An 18,583-nucleotide genomic window follows, 5' to 3' on the forward strand; every position below is an offset into this window, starting at 1 on the left:
GGGCTCCTTTCTCCGGCGCGCATTTACCGGATCCTCCGTCCCTCCAGATAGTATCGTTTGTCCCAGGGCTCTCCCATGGAAAAGGTCTTCCGGGGCAGTGCCCCCTCCGCGTTTACCGTTTCAAATAGCTGGGATTTTTCCATGGCCGGCAGAAGAAACGCGATGTTCCCCGGCCGCACCCCCAGCTGTCCCGCCGTCTCGTCCCCATGGATATAGTCGATCCGGCCCCCGTATTTCTGCGTATAGTCGTCCAGGAATTTCTGCAGCGTGCCCACCGCCAGATGGTGGGTCGGCTTTGAAAAGCAGACGGTTCCCGCGCCCTTTTCCCAGATGTATTCCACCGTCTGGGTCCTGCCGTCCTCCGGCTCTCCCCTTCGGCAGAAATCCTCAAGCTCCCTGAGAAGCTCTTCCGGCCGGATTTCAAACACCACCCGGTGGATCGGTTCGAATATGAGGGCGGGCTCGTGTAGGTTCACCAGCTCCGCCAGCGCGTACCGGCAGGGCAAAGCCTCCCCCGCCCCGGCATCCTTTTTCTGTTCCTCATACCACGCCTTGGCGGAAGCCAGAGAGTGGTTTCCGTCCCCCACGGCAAATAGCATGGGAACCGCTCCGCCTGTTTGGGGCATAGCCCCCTTCAAAGCTCCCAGGGCCGCGGCCGCTTGGGCCGCCCCCGCCGCGTCCACGGCGTATCCCCGGATGCTCCCCCCGTTTTCCATGAGGTCGAAGCGATACAGCTCCCGGAAGCCTCCTTTTCCGGCCTCCAGGGGTCCCATCACCGTGTCCTCCGGGTCGTCGGCCAGCAGCATCACATGGCTCAGCTCCACCGCCGCCCCCCGGCGCACCGCCAGGCGGGGCGGGATCCGGGAGAGGACCGTCCCTTCCGTGGCACGGATGAGAGCCGCCTTTCCCGGCAAGTATTCGTATTGCTCCAGATCCACGGCGCCCACCAGTCCCCGCCGGACCGCGCCGTTTTTCTGCACTCTCTCCACATAGATAAAGGAATCCTTCAAAGTATCCCAGATTCCGGCTTTGATAGATTGCTCCATGGCCTCGTGAATATTCTGGATGTCTTCCTCCGGGTTTCCCTGCTCCAGCCGGTACTCCGGCAGAATCAGATGCAGGGTGGAGGGCGCCGCGCCTACAAACTTTTCGACTCTCTCCCAGTATTCCGGCTCCGAAGTGTACTGATCGCAGGCCACCACGCTCCAGCGTGTCATATCGCAGTCTTTGGGGAGCAAAATATCCGCGGGGCCGAAGCCCAGCTCCCGGAAATCGTTTCTCACAGCTTCCCCTCCCCGGTTCCGAATAGGATCTCCATGAGGCGCGTCCCTTCCTTCACAAATGGGCCGTTCTCGCCCGCCTTCTCGGTGTAGGGCAGTCCCCTTCCCGTTTCCCGGCTGCTTTCATACAGCAAAAACGGGACGGGGTCGCCGTCGTGGCCCCTGGTGGAAGTGAGCGTCTTGTGGTCGCTTAAAAGCAAAATCCGGTAGTCGAAGCCCTCCCCCTTCAGTTTCTGTACCAGGGGAGCCACCACGCGGCCGTCCAGATACTCGATGGCCTTGATCTTCCCTTCCGTGTCCCCGTTGTGGGTGCACTCGTCGGGCGCTTCCACGTGCACCGCGGTAAAATCGTATCCGTCCCGGAGGGCCGTTACGGCAGCCTCCGTCTTTCCTTCGTAATTGGTGTCCAGCTCACCGGTGGCCCCTTCCACCAACGTGATATCCAGTCCCGTAAGCCTGGCGATCCCCTGCACCAGGGGAACCGCACTCACCACCAGGCCCGCCTTCCCGTACTTCTTGGGAAAGGAATCCAGTGCCACCGCCGTTCCCTCCGCCCAGAACCAGATCCCGTTGGCGGGGAGCTTCCCTGCGCGGCGCCGTTCCTCGTTGATGGGATGCCTGTCCAGCACCCTGTGAGCCAGCTTCATGAGCGCAAGCAGAGTCTCGGCGTTGTCGCAGCCCCGGGGCAGGTTCGGGCCGATGGGCTGATCCAGAACATCGTGGGGTGGCGTCGCCACCAGTCCTTGTATGTCCGCCCCCTTCTGGACGGCGATGTGCCGGAAGGAGGGGCTGGGATAGACCCGGATGCCGGCTTTTTCTGCGGCTGGGCCGAACTCCGGATGGGAAAACAGATCCTCCGCCAGCCGGATGGACTCCGCTCCCTCGATGGAACCTCCGCTGTGGGACAGGATGCGCCTGTCCTCAAAAGCCATGTCCCCGTCCTCAAGGGTAACCATGTTGCACCGGTAGGATACGTCTCCCGCCTCCAGGGAAATTCCGCCGGCAGCCGCCTCCAGGGGAGACCGTCCGGTGAAGCAGACCCGGGGATCGGCCCCGAAGATGGATAAAATCGCCGTGTCGCTTCCGGGAGGCAAACCTCGGGGCACCGTCAAAACGCTCCCCACGGTCCCCCCCGCCGCCAGCGCGTCGATATGGGGTATCCTCGCCGTTTCCAGCGGGGTCTTTCCTCCCAGGGCATCCACAGGGTTGTCGGCCATGCCGTCGCCGATAATCAAAATGTACTTCATCATTGCATGCAGTCCCTTTTCTGTATGTTCTCTCTCCAAAACTTTCGGGTAAAGTGTTTCCTAAGCCCGGACAAACCGGAGAAAATATCCTGGGCGCTCATCCCCGGTGTCCGCGATCCCGAAAGGCTCAATTGATAGTATTATACTCTCGCGGTGGCTGGTTGGCAAATGGAAAGCGCATAAAAACGCGGTCCCGCGAATAGAAAAACGCCCCGCTCACGTTTCTTCCCGTCGGGGACACTGCGGTCCGGGTCGTCTCCGGGAGAGCGGAACCGGAGCGTTCCGTGCCGGATGTATATTTTTATACAGTCCGGGCAGAATATTGAAAAGAATCCGGCTTTTGCTGCATAAATAACAATTACGGAGGAAATCTTAATATGATTATGGACAAAATCGCGCTGATCCTTGTCATCATCGGAGCGCTCAACTGGGGCAGCATCGGCATCTTCGGCTTCGACTTCGTGGCTTTCGCCGTGGGAGGGCAGATGGCCCTGGCCGCCCGGGTGATTTACACATTAGTGGCCCTGGGCGGTCTGTGGTGTATTTCTCTCCTCTTCCGGGACCGGGATCCCGTGGAGAACGAAATCTGAGGACCGCCCGTCAGGACGGATTCATCGAAACGGTTTGCAGCAGATTGCCGGAATTAAGCCTTACTAGTCGCCGGTAACAGCCGCTGAACATAAAAAAGGCTGCGGCCCATGGGTTCGGCGTCACGGAAAAATAGGGAGCGCCGGGGATTTCCCCCGGCGCTCCGGCTTTTTGCCCGGTCTTCCCGCATAGCTATTGAAAAAGCGCCCCGCTTGATAAAACGGGGCGCTTTAATCATCTCATATTATTCCGAATCGGTTTTATCCTCGGGCGCTTCCCCGGTGAAAACCGGCTGCGCGGGCGGTTCCTCCGCCTTTTCTTTCTGCGCGGCCTCCGCAGCCAGGCGCTCCTGCTCCTCCCTGCGGATCTTATCCCGCATCTCCTGCTCCTGCCGTTCCCGCTCTTCCTTCGCCTTCAGCTTTTCTTCCTTCTCCTGCTGTTTCTGCCGCTCCCGTTCTTCCTTTTTCTCCTGTTTTTCCTGCTTCCACTTTTTAACGCCCCGCCGGATCCTGGTCACCTCGATGGCAATCCCGATCAGCGCGAAGATGACGATGACCGCCCAGTTGGCGATCCACCCCGCCGTGGGGGCGAAAGAGCCCTGCAGACCGCTGAAGAAGCCTTCCACGACGTATCCCAGAAGACCGCCGCAGAAAAACAAAATCCCGAAAAAGTACCGCCTAAACAAGATGGGAACGGCGCCCACGGCTCCAAGCACGGCGTACCGTGCGGCAAATTCCGCCGAGACGAAGACGCCCTTGTCTATGTAATACAGTCCGAATACCAGAACCAGGAAGACTGCGTACAGGATCAGCGCGGTAATCAGTGCTTTGAAATTGGTGATTTTATTCATATCGTTTTCACCTCACGGAAGATGAAATGGGTGGGGCTCTCTGCGGCATCCTGCCGGGCGGGAGAGCGCAGGATACGGGCCTGCAATTGGAATCTCAGGGGTTTGAGCGCATCAGTTGTTCATCTGTTTCCTGCGGGAAATGTTGATGGTTCCGTCCTGCATGTCGGATACCCACTCCAGGGACTTCCCGGTTCCGTAGGCAACGCAGGAAATGGCGTCGTCGGCCACATGGGTTTCGATCCCCGTGCGGGATTCGATGAGCTTGTCGAAGCCCCAGACCAGGCTGCCTCCGCCGGTCATCACGATGCCGTTGGTGGAAATGTCGGCCACCAGCTCCGGAGGCGTGCGCTCCAGCACGGAATGGATCGCTTCCAGGATCCGCTCCGTGACCTCCTCGAAGGCTTCGATCATTTCGTTGGAGGAGACGGTGAAGATCCTGGGAAGGCCCGTCATGAGGCAGCGTCCCTTGACCTCCATGGTCTGCTCCTCCGTCCGCGGAAATACGCAGCCGATGCTGATCTTCAGCTCCTCGGCCGTGCGCTCTCCGATGAGTACGTTGTGCTTGCGCCGGATGTACTTGATGATGGCCTCGTCGAACTCGTCCCCCGCGATCTTGATGGAGGTGGATTCCACGATGCCGGAAAGAGAAATCACGGCGATGTCCGTGGTCCCGCCGCCGATATCCACGATCATATGCCCGTCCGGTTTTGTGATATCGATGCCCGCGCCGATGGCGGCGGCCACCGGTTCCTCGATAAGATAGACCCGCCGGGCCCCCGCCTGGACTCCCGCGTCTATGACGGCGCGCTCCTCCACCTCGGTGATTCCGCTGGGCACGCAGATCACGATCCGGGGCTTGAACAGGCGGAAACTGGTCACCTTCCGGATGAATTCCTTCAGCATCCGCTCGGTCATGTCGTAATCGGAAATGACGCCCTCCCGCAAAGGCCGGATGGCGACGATGTTCCCTGGGGTCCGACCCAGCATCTTCTGCGCGTCGATGCCCACCTTCAGAAGCTTTCCCGTGTTCTTGTCGATGGCAACCACGGAGGGCTCGTTGAGAACGACGCCCTTTCCCTTTACATAGACCAGAATGGATGCAGTACCCAAATCTATACCGATGTCACGGGAAAATGAGAACATATCTCCACCTCTTATTTTACTCATACACATCTCATTTCTTCCTCTTAGTATTAGTCTTGCTGTTGCACCTTATTATACTGACTGGAAATATTTTTTTCAATCCTGAAAACGGGGAGGATTCATTCTCCCCTGGCGAGGGCGGCACAGACCACGTCCTTTGCTCCCGCAGTGCGCAGGACCCTGGCGCATTCCGAAAGAGTGGACCCGGTGGTCACGATGTCGTCGATGAGCAAAATGCGGTTTCCGGTAATGAGGTCCTGATCCTTCACCTCATACGCGCCAAGCACGTTGGCTCTCCTCTGCTCCGCCGCCTCCAGACCGGACTGGGCGGGAACGTCCAGGGTCTTCACCAGAGTCTCCACCGCCACGTCGTCCAATTCCAGCGCCACTGCCATGGCAAGGAGCATGGACTGGTCATAGCCCCTGGTTTTTTCCCTCTTCTTGCTCAGGGGAACCCAGGTGATGAGATCGTACTTTCCCTGGAGATGCTCGCGGATACAGCCCGCCAGGATTTTGCCGTAAGTACCCGCGTAATTGGAGGCCTTCTGGAATTTAAAGCGCAGCAAAGATTCCCGAACGTCTCCCTTGTAATAAAGGGGACTGACGCACACGCTGAAAAATTCTCCCCTTTGCAGGGCACCCGCCCCTTCCGTCTCCGGAAGGCTTTTCCGGCATTCCTCGCAAAGGCCGGATTCCTTTCCCTTTAAAATCCTGTGGCAGAAAGTGCAGCGGGGCGGAAACATCATATCGATGATCCCGTGCAGAAAGCTTGGCGCCATACAAAGCCCTCCTAATTGTTATGGTCAGAACCGCTCTGCGGGGGCCCTTCCATACAGAGTCTCGCCCGCAGGCCGCTGTATCGCTTTCTTTGCCGGTTGTTGGCGGTCATCCGGGCAATCGCTCGCTCGTCTCCCACAAGAATGAGCAGCTCCCGCGCCCGGGTGATGGCCGTATAGAGAACCCCCCTGCTCATGAGAAGAGGAGAATGGTTCATCGCCGCGAAGATCACCGCCCGGTATTCGCTTCCCTGGGATTTGTGCACCGTGATGGCAAAGGCGGGCTCCAGTTCGCCCAGCATGTCGCCGGAATACTCCGCATACCGGTCGTCAAAGAGCACCGTCACCGTTTCGCTCCGGGGGTCTATCCCCTCGATCCGTCCCACGTCCCCGTTGAAAATTCCCGTTCCCATGCCGGACCCGTCGGACTTTCTCCATATTATATCATAATTATTTTTAATTTGCATCACTCTGTCGCCTTCGCGGAAGAGATATTCGCCGAATATTTTTTCCTTTCGCCCCGGTTTTGCCGGATTCAGGGCCGCCTGGAGCTTCCGGTTGAGGGCGGCGGTGCCCGTTTCGTGCCGTTTGGTGGGAGTCAGCACCTGGATTTGGCCGGGATCGATTCCCATCTTCTCCGGCAGCCGCGTTCTGCACAGCTCCAGAATGGTCTCCACCACGCGCTCCGGCTCCGGGCGGCTGAGAAAAAAGAAATCCCCGCTCTTTTCCCGCAGGTTGGGCATCTCACCCCGGTTCACGGCGTGGGCATTCATGACGATGGCGCTCTCCCGGGCCTGCCGGAAGATTTCCGTGAGATACACGGTCTCCACCTGCCGGCTCCGGATCAGATCGGAAAAAAGGTCCCCCGCGCCCACCGAGGGGAGCTGGTCCGGGTCGCCTACCAGGATGAGCCTGGCATTCTCCCCCATAGCCCCCAGCAGCGCCCGCATCAGCAGGAGATCCACCATGGAGGTTTCGTCCACGATCACGGCGTCGGCGTCCAGGGGATCGCGCTCGTTCCGGGTAAATCGCAGATCTCCGGTCCCGCTGTCGTATTCCGTTCCCAAAAGCCGGTGGATGGTCTGGGCCTCCGTCCCGCACAGCTCCCCCATCCGCTTGGCCGCCCGTCCCGTGGGGGCCGTCAGGGCGGTTTTCAGCCCCATTTTGTCGAAGAGGGCCACGATGCCCCGCACGCAAGTGGTTTTCCCCGTGCCGGGGCCGCCCGTCAGCAGCATGACGCGGCACTCCATGGCCTTTTGGACGGCGCGCCGCTGCTCCGGGGCGTATTGGATCCCCTGCGCTTCCTCCACCGAGGCGATGAGCGTCTCTGTCTTTCGGGACGCTGAAAACCCGTTACCAGCCATTTTCAGAATCCGTTCGGCCACATAGGTTTCCGCCTCGTAAAGGCCCGGAAGGTAGCAGGCGGTTTCCCCCGCGATCTCTTCCGTCACCGCTTCCTCCCGTTCGGTAAGGGAGACGATCGCCTCCTCCACCCGTTCGGCGTCAATACCGATCAGCTGCTCCGTGGCCGCCGCCAGTTTGCCGTAAGGCAAAAAAACATGGCCGTTGTTCAGGTTGTGCGTGAGCTCGAACCGCACGGCGGCTTCCACCCGCTCCGGCGCGTCTCCCGGCCATCCCATTCCCAGGGCCAGCCGGTCGGCCGCGGCAAAGGTTACCCCGTAATATTCGTCCGTCAGCAGATAGGGGTTCTCCCGCAGCCGCTCCATGGCCGTCGTGCCATATCTCCGGTACAGCTTGGGCGCCGCGGAAAGAGGAAGCCCGCTCTGCCCGATCCATTCGATGAGCCGCCGCATCCCCGTCTGATACCGGAAGCTCTCGGCAATCTCCCCGGCCTTTTTCGCCGTGATCCCCCGGATGGAAGAAAGCTCCTCCGGCCGCTCCTCCAGTACCCGGAAGGTGTCGGTCCCGAACCGCCCGACGATCCGTTCCGCCGTCACCGGGCCGACGCCCCGTATAATGCCGGAGGACAGATAGCTGAGGATGCCGGCCGCCTGGGTGGGAAGGCTTCGATTCACCCGCTCGGCCTTGAACTGCTCTCCGTAGGAGGGATGGTTCATCCACCTGCCGCCCACCTGCAGTTCTTCTCCCGGAGCCGCTGCGGGAAGGAAGCCCACCACGACGACCTTCTCCCCGTCCGCCTTGGCAAGGCGGATAACGGTGTAGCTGCTCTCCGCGTTCTGATAAACCAGGCTCTCCACCGTCCCGCCGAATTCAATGTATCCTTCCTCCCGGCCCATTTGCTTCCCTGCCTTTAGGCGGGACTCTGTGCGGCCCCGCTCGCTTTTATCCGTTCCTGAGGATCGTTCCGATCTCGTCCAAACCGCACACCTGTACGGTGCAGTCCTCCTCCGCCAGCGCCTCCGCGGCCTTCCTGGCTTCCCGGTCCATTCCCGCGTCCGCGATAAGGATGCGCATCTCGGCAAACCCGCTCCGGTTGAGCCAGCGCAGGCCGTCCACCGTGTGCTCCAGCTCCGCGGCGTTTCCCTCGGCCCGCACAAGGGCCGTAACACCGCCCGTTCTTCCCGCCGGAAGTATCCACTTCCCCGCCAGCGCCCACATGGCGGCCAGAAGACCCAGCGCGGCCAGAAAGGCGACGGCCGCGTCCATCACTATATCCATGCAAGATACCTCCCGGGGTATCTTATGCCGGATATGCCGTTTTTGCCAACGAAGCGGGCAGCGCTCTCCGCCGTTTCTTCAAAAAAACGGAAAAAACTGCGTCTGCTCCCCGGGCGGGATTACAGCACCCGCCGGAGGTACTGTCCCGTGTAGGATGCCTCCTGCGCGGCCACCTCCTCCGGCGTTCCCGCGCAGACCACGTTGCCCCCCTTGTCTCCGCCCTCGGGTCCCAGATCGATAATATGGTCCGCGCATTTGATCACGTCCAGATTATGCTCGATCACCACCACCGTGTTCCCGGCCTCCACCAGGCTTCCCAGCACTTCCACCAGCTTGTGCACGTCGGCCGTGTGCAGGCCCGTGGTGGGCTCGTCCAGGATATAGATGGTGCTCCCCGTGGAGCGCTTGGAGAGCTCGGTGGCCAGCTTCACCCGCTGGGCTTCTCCGCCTGAAAGGGTGGTGGAGGACTGGCCCAGCCGGACGTATCCCAGCCCCACTTCCTGCAGGGTGGTGAGTTTCCGGTGAATGGAGGGAATGCTTTCGAAAAACGAAAGCGCCTCGTCCACCGTCATGTCCAGCACCTCGTATATGTTCTTCCCCTTGTACCGGACCTCCAGGGTCTCCCGGTTGTACCGTTTGCCCTTGCACACCTCGCAGGGCACGTAGATATCCGGCAGGAAGTGCATTTCGATCTTGATGAGCCCGTCCCCGGCGCAGGCTTCGCACCGGCCGCCCCGCACGTTGAAGGAAAACCGCCCCGGCCCGTAGCCCCGCGCCTTGGCGTCCTGAGTGGAGGCGAACAGGTCCCGGATTTCGTTGAACAGCCCCGTATAGGTGGCGGGGTTGGACCGGGGTGTCCGCCCGATGGGGGACTGGTCGATGTTGATCACCTTGTCCAGGTGCTCCGTTCCCTCGATGCCCGCGTGTTTTCCCGGGCGTACCTTCATGTGGTTGAGCTCCGCCCCCAGCTTCTTGAATACGATTTCGTTGATAAGGGAGGATTTCCCCGAGCCGGATACTCCCGTGACGCAGATGAAGGTCCCCAGGGGGAATGCAACGTCGATATTCTTCAGGTTGTTTTCCGCCGCTCCCCGGACGATGAGCCGGTTTCCGTTCCCGGGTCGTCTGATTTCCGGGACGGGGATCTTCTTCTTTCCGCTCAGATACTGGCCGGTGAGGGATTCCGGGCAGGCCATGATCTCCTCCGCCGTCCCCGCGGCCACGATTTCCCCTCCGTGGATGCCCGCCCCCGGGCCCACGTCCACGATAAAGTCGGCGGCCCGCATGGTGTCCTCGTCGTGCTCCACCACCAGCAGGGTGTTCCCCAGGTCCCGGAGCCGCCGCAGGGTGTCCAGCAGCTTGTCGTTGTCCCGCTGGTGGAGCCCGATGGAGGGCTCGTCCAGGATGTACAGCACTCCCATGAGGGAAGAGCCGATCTGGGTGGCCAGCCGGATCCGCTGGCTCTCCCCGCCGGACAGGGTCCCTGACTGGCGGCTGAGGGTCAGGTATTCCAGTCCCACGCTCTGCAAAAAGCCCAGTCTCTCCCGGATCTCCTTGAGGATCCGGTCGGCGATGAGGGTCTGGGTGGGCCCCAGCTGCAGCCGGTCGATGAAATCCAGCGCCTCCACCACGGATTTTTCCGTAAATTCATGGATGCTGATGTCCCCCACCGTCACGGCGAGGGATTCCTTCTTCAGCCGCTTGCCGCCGCAGTCCGGGCAGGGGTGTTCGGACATGCACTCCTCGAGCTCCCGCCGCATGGCGTCGCTCTGGGTCTCCCGGTACCGCCTCTCCAGGTTGTTGGCAACACCCTCGAAGGCCTGGTATAAAACCCCCTGCCCCCGCTCCCGGTCGTACTGCAGCTTCAGCTTTTCCCCGTTTGTGCCGTAGAGGATTTTGAGAAGAATATCCTCCGGCAGGTCATTCACGGGCGTGTTCAGGGAAAAATGGTACTGCTTGGCCATAGCCTCAAAGTACATCCGGGAGATGGTGTCACTCTTGATATTCCCCCAGTTGCTCCCCGTGATGGCCCCCTCCAGGATGGAGAGGTTCCGGTTGGGGATGATGAGGTCCGTGTCCACCTTCAGCTGGGAGCCCAGCCCCGTGCAGGTGGGGCAGGCCCCGTAGGGGTTGTTGAAGGAAAACATCCGGGGCGTCAGTTCCTCGATACTGATCCCGCAGTCCTCGCAGGCGTAGTTCTGAGAAAAGAGGATTTCTCGCCCCTCCTCGGGAAGATCTGCGATCACGAGCCCCCCGGAGAGGGCCGAAGCTGTCTCCACCGAGTCGGTGAGCCTGCGCGCCACGTCCTTTTTGATAACGAGCCGGTCGATGACCACCTCGATGCTGTGCTTTTTGTTCCTGTCGAGTTTGATTTCCTCCGACAGATCGTATAGGTTCCCGTCCGCCCGCACCCGGACGTAGCCGCTCCTCCGGGCGTCCTCCAGCACCTTCAGGTGCTCCCCCTTCCGGGCCCGGACCACCGGGGCGAGCACCTGGATCCGTGTGCCCTCGGGAAGGTTCATCACCTGGTCGATGATCTGGTCGACGGTCTGCTGCCGGATCTCCTTGCCGCAGTTGGGGCAGTGGGGCGTCCCCACCCGGGCCCAGAGAAGCCGCAGATAGTCGTAGATTTCCGTGACGGTGCCCACCGTGGACCGCGGGTTCTTGGAGGTGGTCTTCTGGTCGATGGAAATGGCCGGAGACAGCCCGTCGATGTAGTCCACGTCCGGCTTTTCCATCTGCCCTAAAAACTGCCGTGCGTAGGAGGACAAAGACTCCACATACCGCCTCTGCCCTTCCGCGTAGATCGTGTCGAAAGCCAGAGAGGACTTTCCCGAGCCGGAAATGCCCGTGAGCACCACCAGCTTGTCCCGTGGGATTTCCACGTCGATATTCTTGAGGTTGTTCTCCCTGGCGCCTTTTACAAAAATGCTCTCCCGCATAGAATTGTGCCTATCCCCTTCCTGCCCTCCGAACGGTCGGACGGGCAGCCTTGTTTATTGTTCCGCCCGCAGCCGGATGATCTGGTCCCGGAGCACGGCGGCGTATTCGAATTCCAGCAGTCTGGAAGCTTTTTTCATTTCCTTCTCCAGCTCGGCGATTTTCCGCTCCCGCTCCCGCGCCGTGAGCTTGACGCCGTCCTCCCGCTCCGGGGCGGACGCCGCCCGGGAAATCTCGATGAGATCCCGTACGCTCTTGATGACGGTCTTGGGCTCGATCCCGTGCTCCCGGTTGAACCGGTCCTGGAGTTCCCGCCGCCGCTCCGTCTCTTCCATGGCCGCGCGCATGGAGGGCGTCACAGTGTCCGCGTACATGATCACCTGCCCCGCGGCGTTCCGGGCGGCCCGGCCCACCGTCTGGATGAGGGAGGTCTCGCTTCGCAGGAATCCTTCCTTGTCCGCGTCCAGGATGGCCACCAGAGACACCTCGGGAAGGTCCAGCCCCTCCCGCAGCAGGTTGATGCCCACCAGTACGTCGAATTCTCCCAGCCGCAGATCCCGGATGATCTCCATCCGCTCGATGGTCTCCACGTCGTGATGCATGTACCGCACGCGGATCCCCGCTCCCTGGAGGTAGGAGGTGAGATCCTCCGCCATCCGCTTGGTGAGGGTGGTGACCAGTACCCTCTCTCCCCGTTCCGTTCGTTCGTTGATCTCGCCGATGAGGTCGTCGATCTGCCCTTCCACCGGCCGGACGAAAATTTCCGGGTCCAGCAGCCCCGTGGGCCGGATCAGCTGCTCCACGATCTGGGACGAGCGGCTCCGCTCGTATTCCGCTGGGGTCGCGCTCACGTAGATCGCCTGTCCGATCCGCTCGTTGAACTCGTCGAAGCGCAGCGGCCGGTTGTCGAAGGCACAGGGCAGCCGGAACCCGTATTCCACCAGGCTCTCCTTCCGCGCCCGGTCCCCCGCGTACATGGCCCGCACCTGGGGTAGTGTCACATGGGACTCGTCCACGAACAGCAGAAAATCCTTGGGAAAATAGTCTATAAGCGTCATGGGCGGGGAGCCCGGGGCCCTTCCGCTGATGACCCTGGAATAGTTCTCGATTCCTGTGCAGTACCCCAGCTCCCGCATCATCTCCATGTCGTACATGGTGCGCTGCCGGAGCCTCTGGGCCTCCACCAGCTTGTCCCGTTCCTCGAAATACCGGACCCGCTGCTCCATCTCCGTCTGGATCTCCCCGATGGCCCGCTCCATCTTCTCCTTCGTGGTCACGTAATGGGAAGCCGGATAGATCGCCACATGGTTCAGCATCCTGGCGGGTACCCCGGTGACCACGTTCACCTCGCTGATGCGGTCCACCTCGTCCCCGAAAAACTCCACCCGGATCGCGTGGTCCCTGGCGTAGGCCGGGAAGATCTCCACCGTGTCCCCCCGGACCCGGAACATGTTCCGTTCGAAGGCGATGTCGTTTCTCTCGTACCGGATCTCCACCAGCTTTTTTAATAGCTCGTCCCGGTCCTTCTTCATCCCCTGCCGCAAAGAGATCACCAGGTTGGCATAGTCGATGGGATCCCCCAATCCATAAATGCAGGAGACCGAGGAAACCACGATCACGTCCCGCCGCTCGAAGAGGGCGGCCGTGGCCGAGTGCCGCAGGCGCTCGATCTCGTCGTTGATGCTGGAGTCCTTTTCGATATAGGTGTCCGTGTGGGGAATGTACGCCTCCGGCTGATAATAGTCGTAGTAGCTGACGAAGTACTCCACGGCGTTGCCCGGGAAAAATTCCTTGAACTCGGCGCAAAGCTGGGCTGCCAGCGTCTTGTTGTGGGCCAGGACCAGCGTGGGGCGCTGAACCTTTTCGATGACCTTGGCCATGGTGAAGGTCTTTCCCGAGCCCGTGACTCCCAGCAGGGTCTGCTCCCCGAACCCCAGCTCCAGTCCCCTTGCCAGGGCCTCGATGGCCTGGGGCTGATCCCCCGCCGGCGTGTACTGGCTTACCACTTCAAAACGTCCCAACTTCTCGCCTCCTTCTCTTCTGCAATATACTCAATTTTATCAGAACGAATGTTCGATTGCAACTATTTTTTCCATTTGCCAAAGCTCCTATGCCGCCTGTCGGGCGGAAACGGCGGCGGGCCGCCCGGGCGCCGCCGCCGCAGTATTATCCGATGCTGTTGCACTTTTTCGGCTCCCGTTATTTTCTGCCCAGGATGCCGTTGTCCGCGATGGAAACAAAATCGTCGTCCGCCACCACGATGTGGTCCGCCAGCTCGATCCCCACCGCTTCCAGAGCCGCCTGGATGCGCAGGGTGGTGAGGTTGTCCTCCTCCGAGGGAAGGGCGATGCCGCTGGGATGGTTGTGGGCCAGAATCACGCTGGTGGAGTTGTTGGTAAGCGCCGCCTCCACGATTTTCCGGACGCTCACGTGGGCCGAGTTGACGCTGCCGCGGAACATCAGGCGGCAGGAGAGCACTTTGCACTTGGCGTCCAGGCACACGAGATAGACCACCTCGTCCCGCTCAGCCGCGAACCGCGGCAGCAGGAACACTCCCGCTTTCTCCGAGGAATTGAGGATCGCCCCGCTCCCCGTTTTGGAGATCATGTACCTGCGGTAGACCTGGGGGATAAGCTTGATGAGCGCCGCCGTGTTCTCCCCCACCCCCGGCACCTTCATGAGCTCCTCCGCCGGCGCGTCGAAGACCCCCTCCAGAGAGCCGAACCGGGTGATCAGCTCGTGGGCCAGGGGATTGGTGTCCTTCTGGGGGATGGAATAAAACAGCAGGATCTCCAGGACGTTGTGGTCCTCGAAGCTGTCCATGCCCGTGCCCAGGAACCGGCGCTTCATGCGCTGCCTGTGCCCGTCATGCATCGCCATACTTCCCCTCCTCGCCCGAGCCGATAAAATATGCAAAGCTTGTCCCGCGCCCGGCCGCGCGGCTGAAAGCGGAAATATTCACTCTTTTCCGCCGTATTCGGCCAGATATTCCTCCATTCGCCCTTTCATCCCGTCGTCGATGAGCACCCTGCCGTCCACCGGACGGTTGTGCAGGAACGCGATCACCTGGCGCACCGTGACGATGGGGAATACCCGGATGCCATGCTCCCGGCGCAGCTCGTCCAGGGTCGTGGCCACCCCTGTCCCCCGCTCCATGCGGTCCACGGACACAAAAAGGGCCTCGATCCTCACGTCCGCCACTTGCCGGAACAGCGCGATGCTCTCCCGCACCGCCGTCCCCGCCGTCACCACGTCCTCCACGATGGCGATCCGGTCCCCGTCCTTGGGGGCATAGCCCACCATGCCGCCTCCCTCGCCGTGGTCCTTGACCTCCTTGCGGTTGAAGCAGTAGGGCAGGTTTCTGCCGTACAGGCGGTAGAGAGCGCCCGCCGCGGACACGGCCAGAGGGATTCCCTTGTAGGCCGGGCCGAAGAGCGCGTCGATCCCCTCCGGCATGTTCTCCTGGATGCACTTGGCGTAATAGTCCCCCAGCCGGGAGATCTGCTCCCCGGTCTTATAGTTTCCCGTGTTGACGAAATACGGCGTCCTCCGCCCGCTCTTGGTTACAAAATCGCCGAAGGTGAGGACCCCCGAGCGGACCATGAATTCGATAAACTCTTCCTGATACGTCATATTCTTCTCCCGTCCCGCAGTATGGATATCGGCGCGTGCCCCCGGAGAGGGCATATGCGCAGATCATAACCGCTTTGCGGTTATGCTAGCACAAACGCCAAGCGTTTCTTGAGATTTGGCATCGTTTGCGGCTCCGTCCGAAGGGCGGGAGCAAATCGCGCCATGAGCCCGGTATCATAACCGCTTTGCGGTTATGATACCATAGAATCCCTGCCGCTTCAAGGGGCACGCTTCCGGTGCTTTTTCCCTCCCGCCGCCGCGCTTTCCCTCCCCCGCAGGTACTCCCCCGCCGCCCGGATCGCCTTGGGAGACAGCAGAGCGATGGCGGCCAGGTTGGGCAGAAGCATCAGGGCGTTGAAAGTATCCGACACCGCCCAGACGGCGGCCAGGTCGGCCATGCTTCCCGCCAGGGCCGCGGCGGCGAACAGAACTTTATATATGCCCGAAAACCGTCCCGTCCCCGTGAGATACGCAAGGCCCCTCTCCCCGTAATAGGCCCAGCACAGGAGAGAGGAAAAGGCGAACAGGGCGATGGATATCGCCACAAATGCCCCTCCCCACCTCCCGAACAAAGTGGAAAAAGCCGCCACGGCCAGGGGGGCTCCCAGCATGGCCTCGTCCATCCGGTATCCCGCATCCGCCGCGCGGGTGGCGAGTTCGGTCAGAGCGGCCCCCTGGTCGTAAACCCCGGAGGTAAGGATCACCAGAGCCGTGATGGTGCACACCACCATGGTGTCCAGAAAGATCTCCAGGATGCCCCACATCCCCTGTTCCGCCGGCTCCTTCACATCAGAGGCGGAGTGGATCATCACGGAGGAACCGAGGCCGGCCTCGTTGGAAAAAACCCCCCGTGCTATCCCGTAACGCATGGCCTGGGAAAGAGTGTAGCCCATCATCCCGCCCCCCGCCGCCCGGGGCGCGAAAGCGCTGTGAAAGATTTCGGCCAGAGCGGGAACCAGGTTTTCACCGTTGGCGGCGATCACCGCCAGCCCCCCCACAATAAAAAAGCCCGCCATAAAGGGCACCAGCCGCTCGCTTACCGATGCGATTCGCTTCAGTCCCCCCAGGATCACGAGCCCCAGCAGGGCGGACACCGCGATGCCGGCGATGAGCCTATCCCAGCCCAGAGCGCTGTGGAGGGCCGTGGCGATGGAGTTGGCCTGGGCCATGTTGCCGCTGCAGAAGGAGGCCATCACGCAAAACAGGGAAAAAAGCATCCCCAGCCATCTGCTGTGAAGCCCCCGTTCCATGTAGATCATGGCCCCGCCGATCCAGCTGCCGTCCTTTCCCCTGTACCGATATAGAACCCCCAGGGTCTTTTCGGTAAATCCGATCATCATGCCGAAAAACGCGGAAACCCACATCCAGAATACCGCTCCCGGCCCTCCGAAGAAGATCGCGGTGGCAATTCCCGCGACGCTTCCGGTGCCGATGGTGGCTGCCAGAGCGGTGGTGAGGGCCTGAAAGCGGGAGAGCATGTTCTTGTCCCGGCTCTTTCGTACTTCCGCCCTGCTGAACATGGAAAAAAGCGTCGTCCGCAGCCACAGGGGGCAGTGCCGGACCTGGAACCACTTCATGCGCACCGTGAGGTAGATCCCCAGCAGCAGGAAAAAAGCCAGGGTGCCGGGGCCCCAAGCCAGCGAGCTTACGATGTCGTTGAGCTTTTCCGCAAATTCCATTCCGTCTCTCCCCTCCCGCGAACGCATGGCTTATCCATACCTATTCGTCCTCCGGGCAAAACATACCCTCTCCCTTTCCGCAGCCCGCTTCAATCATGATAAAAGCTTCTGGATCGCCGCATAACACATACATTCATAGACTAGTCGAGCCCTACAGCCTAATCTACATGATTTCCTATTACAAATTTGAAAATCTTCTTTAACGTTGCACATTGTACGTTATTGAAGACCTAATGAGCCCCACAATCTTAAATCCGGAGAGCCCCGGTCGCGGGCTGAAAAACAGACCTCTTGCCACAGAGCTGTCCATGCGTTCGAAACTGCCGATAGCTAATCACTCATTAAGAGCGCTTTCAGGAGCACCCTCCCCATAGAGCTCCAAGAGGCCGCGGCCTCTTGGCATCCTTTTGGTGGCTTTTCCTATGCAGGAAAAGTTACCCCCAGCGGAGCGCGTAACTCCCGTCCAAATCTCTCGTAATCAGCCTTTCCCCCCAAAATCAAAAAAGCAGTCTCAAAGTGCCGGCGGCACTTTGAGACTGCTTCTGAGTATCCGGAGTATGTACGGAAACCGGTTACTTCTCCCCGTTGAAGAACTTCCCGTGGATCACCTGCACCGCCCGGACGGCGTCCTTCTCGTCGATCAGAACGGAAACCTTGATCTCGCTGGTGGAGATCATCTGGATATTGATTCCGGCGTCGGAAAGGGCCTCGAACATGGTGGCCGCGACGCCCGGATTGTTGACCATTCCCGCTCCCACGATGCTGATCTTCGCTATCTTGTCGGAGACCATGATATTCTTGAAGCCGATGGCTTCCCGGTGTTCGTTCAGGATCTTTTCCGCCGTCTCCAGGCAGGTCCTGGAAACGGTAAAGCTGATGTCCTTGGTTTCGTCCCTTCCGATAGACTGCAGGATGATATCCACATTGACCTTGTTCTTGGCCAGCAGGGAGAAAACTTTGAAGGCAACGCCGGGCTCGTCCCGGAGCCCGACCAGAGCCAGTCTCGCGATATTCTGATCCTTGGCGATCCCGCTCACATTTGTTTTTTCCAACTTGACAACCTCCCTGACTTTTGTTCCCGGTTTGCCGGAAAAGCTCGAAACGACCTCGAGATTGACGTTGTACCGCTTGGCCAGCTCCACGGAGCGGTTGTGCAGCACCTGCGCGCCCAGCGTCGCCAGCTCCAGCATTTCATCGTAGGTGATTTCGTCCAGCTTCTGTGCTTCGGAGACGATGCGCGGATCCGCCGTAAAAACGCCGTCCACGTCGGTATATATCTGGCAGAGATCGGCGTGGAACGCCGCGGCCAGCGCCACGGCGCTGGTGTCTGATCCGCCTCTTCCCAGTGTTGTTACGTCGTCGTACTTGTTGAGTCCCTGAAAGCCAGCGACGATTACGATGTTTTTCCTGTCCAGTTCCGCCTGAATCCGCTCCGGGTCAATCTTTTTGATCCTGGCGTCGCTGTAGGCCGAGCTGGTTTTAAATCCGGCCTGCCACCCCGTGAGGGAAATCACCGGATACCCAAGTTTTTCAATGGCCATGGCGCAAAGGGCGATGGAGATCTGTTCCCCCGTGGACAGCAGCATATCCATTTCCCGCTTGGAGCCGTTGGGATTGATTTCCCTGGCCTTGTCTATCAGATCGTCCGTGGTGTCTCCCTGGGCGGAGAGCACGACCACCACCGAGTTTCCTTTCTTGTACGTATCCGTAATAATCTGCGCCACGTGTTTTATTCTATCGGCGTCCTTAACGGACGTGCCGCCAAATTTCTGCACAACCAGTCCCATGAGATGATATTACCTCCCAA

At 60.4% G+C, this 18,583-nt stretch carries 14 protein-coding genes; 1 reads left to right on the plus strand and 13 read right to left on the minus strand.

Translation table 11 applies throughout. From position 1 onward, the window contains the following. Positions 1-23 precede the first annotated feature (23 nt). Both B9A13_RS02500 and apgM read right to left on the minus strand, forming a co-directional pair. A complete protein-coding gene (locus tag B9A13_RS02500) occupies positions 24-1,283 on the minus strand; it encodes a DUF1015 domain-containing protein (RefSeq protein WP_084233439.1) in 1,260 nt (419 codons plus the stop codon). Continuing rightward, the gene (apgM, locus tag B9A13_RS02505; protein WP_084233440.1) at positions 1,280-2,530 is read right to left on the minus strand and encodes a 2,3-bisphosphoglycerate-independent phosphoglycerate mutase; all 1,251 of its coding nucleotides are present in this window, start codon (positions 2,528-2,530) and stop codon (positions 1,280-1,282) included. The genes B9A13_RS02500 and apgM overlap by 4 nt, the downstream gene beginning before the upstream one ends. A 374-nt stretch (positions 2,531-2,904) precedes the next feature. Here apgM and B9A13_RS02510 point away from each other — a divergent pair, with 374 nt between their 5' ends. Beyond that, on the plus strand, positions 2,905-3,117 hold the full coding sequence (locus tag B9A13_RS02510; RefSeq protein WP_084233441.1) for a DUF378 domain-containing protein: 213 nt from the start codon (positions 2,905-2,907) through the stop codon (positions 3,115-3,117). A 242-nt stretch (positions 3,118-3,359) separates the two neighbouring features. Here B9A13_RS02510 and B9A13_RS02520 read toward each other — a convergent pair whose 3' ends face one another. From B9A13_RS02520 to B9A13_RS02570, 11 genes are all read right to left on the minus strand, one after another. After that, positions 3,360-3,965, minus strand: coding sequence for a hypothetical protein (locus B9A13_RS02520; RefSeq protein ID WP_084233443.1), 606 nt, complete (start codon positions 3,963-3,965; stop codon positions 3,360-3,362). A 111-nt stretch (positions 3,966-4,076) separates the two neighbouring features. Continuing rightward, a complete protein-coding gene (gene mreB, locus B9A13_RS02525) occupies positions 4,077-5,108 on the minus strand; it encodes a rod shape-determining protein (protein WP_084233444.1) in 1,032 nt (343 codons plus the stop codon). 119 nt (positions 5,109-5,227) lie between these two features. Next, positions 5,228-5,887, minus strand: a complete 660-nt coding sequence (locus tag B9A13_RS02530) for a ComF family protein (RefSeq protein WP_084233445.1) — start codon at positions 5,885-5,887, stop codon at positions 5,228-5,230. A gap of 11 nt (positions 5,888-5,898) precedes the next feature. Further along, a complete protein-coding gene (recD2, locus tag B9A13_RS02535; RefSeq protein ID WP_084233446.1) occupies positions 5,899-8,142 on the minus strand; it encodes an SF1B family DNA helicase RecD2 in 2,244 nt (747 codons plus the stop codon). 46 nt (positions 8,143-8,188) lie between these two features. Beyond that, positions 8,189-8,524 (minus strand): hypothetical protein, encoded by a 336-nt coding sequence (locus tag B9A13_RS02540; RefSeq protein WP_084233447.1) that lies wholly within the window; start codon positions 8,522-8,524, stop codon positions 8,189-8,191. Between the two features lie 119 nt (positions 8,525-8,643). Further along, positions 8,644-11,466 carry an excinuclease ABC subunit UvrA gene (gene uvrA, locus B9A13_RS02545; protein ID WP_084233448.1) on the minus strand — a complete coding sequence of 941 codons (2,823 nt, stop codon included), beginning with the start codon at positions 11,464-11,466 and terminating at the stop codon, positions 8,644-8,646. 54 nt (positions 11,467-11,520) lie between these two features. After that, complete coding sequence (uvrB, locus tag B9A13_RS02550; protein WP_084233449.1) at positions 11,521-13,485, minus strand: excinuclease ABC subunit UvrB; 1,965 nt, start codon at positions 13,483-13,485, stop codon at positions 11,521-11,523. Positions 13,486-13,663: 178 nt separating this feature from the next. Continuing rightward, positions 13,664-14,344 (minus strand): RadC family protein, encoded by a 681-nt coding sequence (radC, locus tag B9A13_RS02555; protein ID WP_341456008.1) that lies wholly within the window; start codon positions 14,342-14,344, stop codon positions 13,664-13,666. 78 nt (positions 14,345-14,422) lie between these two features. Further along, positions 14,423-15,097 (minus strand): orotate phosphoribosyltransferase, encoded by a 675-nt coding sequence (gene pyrE / locus B9A13_RS02560; protein ID WP_084233450.1) that lies wholly within the window; start codon positions 15,095-15,097, stop codon positions 14,423-14,425. A 218-nt stretch (positions 15,098-15,315) separates the two neighbouring features. Beyond that, a complete protein-coding gene (locus tag B9A13_RS02565) occupies positions 15,316-16,776 on the minus strand; it encodes an alanine/glycine:cation symporter family protein (RefSeq protein WP_084233451.1) in 1,461 nt (486 codons plus the stop codon). A 572-nt stretch (positions 16,777-17,348) separates the two neighbouring features. Further along, the gene (locus B9A13_RS02570) at positions 17,349-18,563 is read right to left on the minus strand and encodes an aspartate kinase (protein ID WP_084233452.1); all 1,215 of its coding nucleotides are present in this window, start codon (positions 18,561-18,563) and stop codon (positions 17,349-17,351) included. Positions 18,564-18,583 lie beyond the last annotated feature (20 nt).

This window comes from Papillibacter cinnamivorans DSM 12816 (assembly GCF_900176335.1).
Taxonomy (GTDB): Bacteria; Bacillota; Clostridia; order Oscillospirales; family Oscillospiraceae; genus Papillibacter; species Papillibacter cinnamivorans.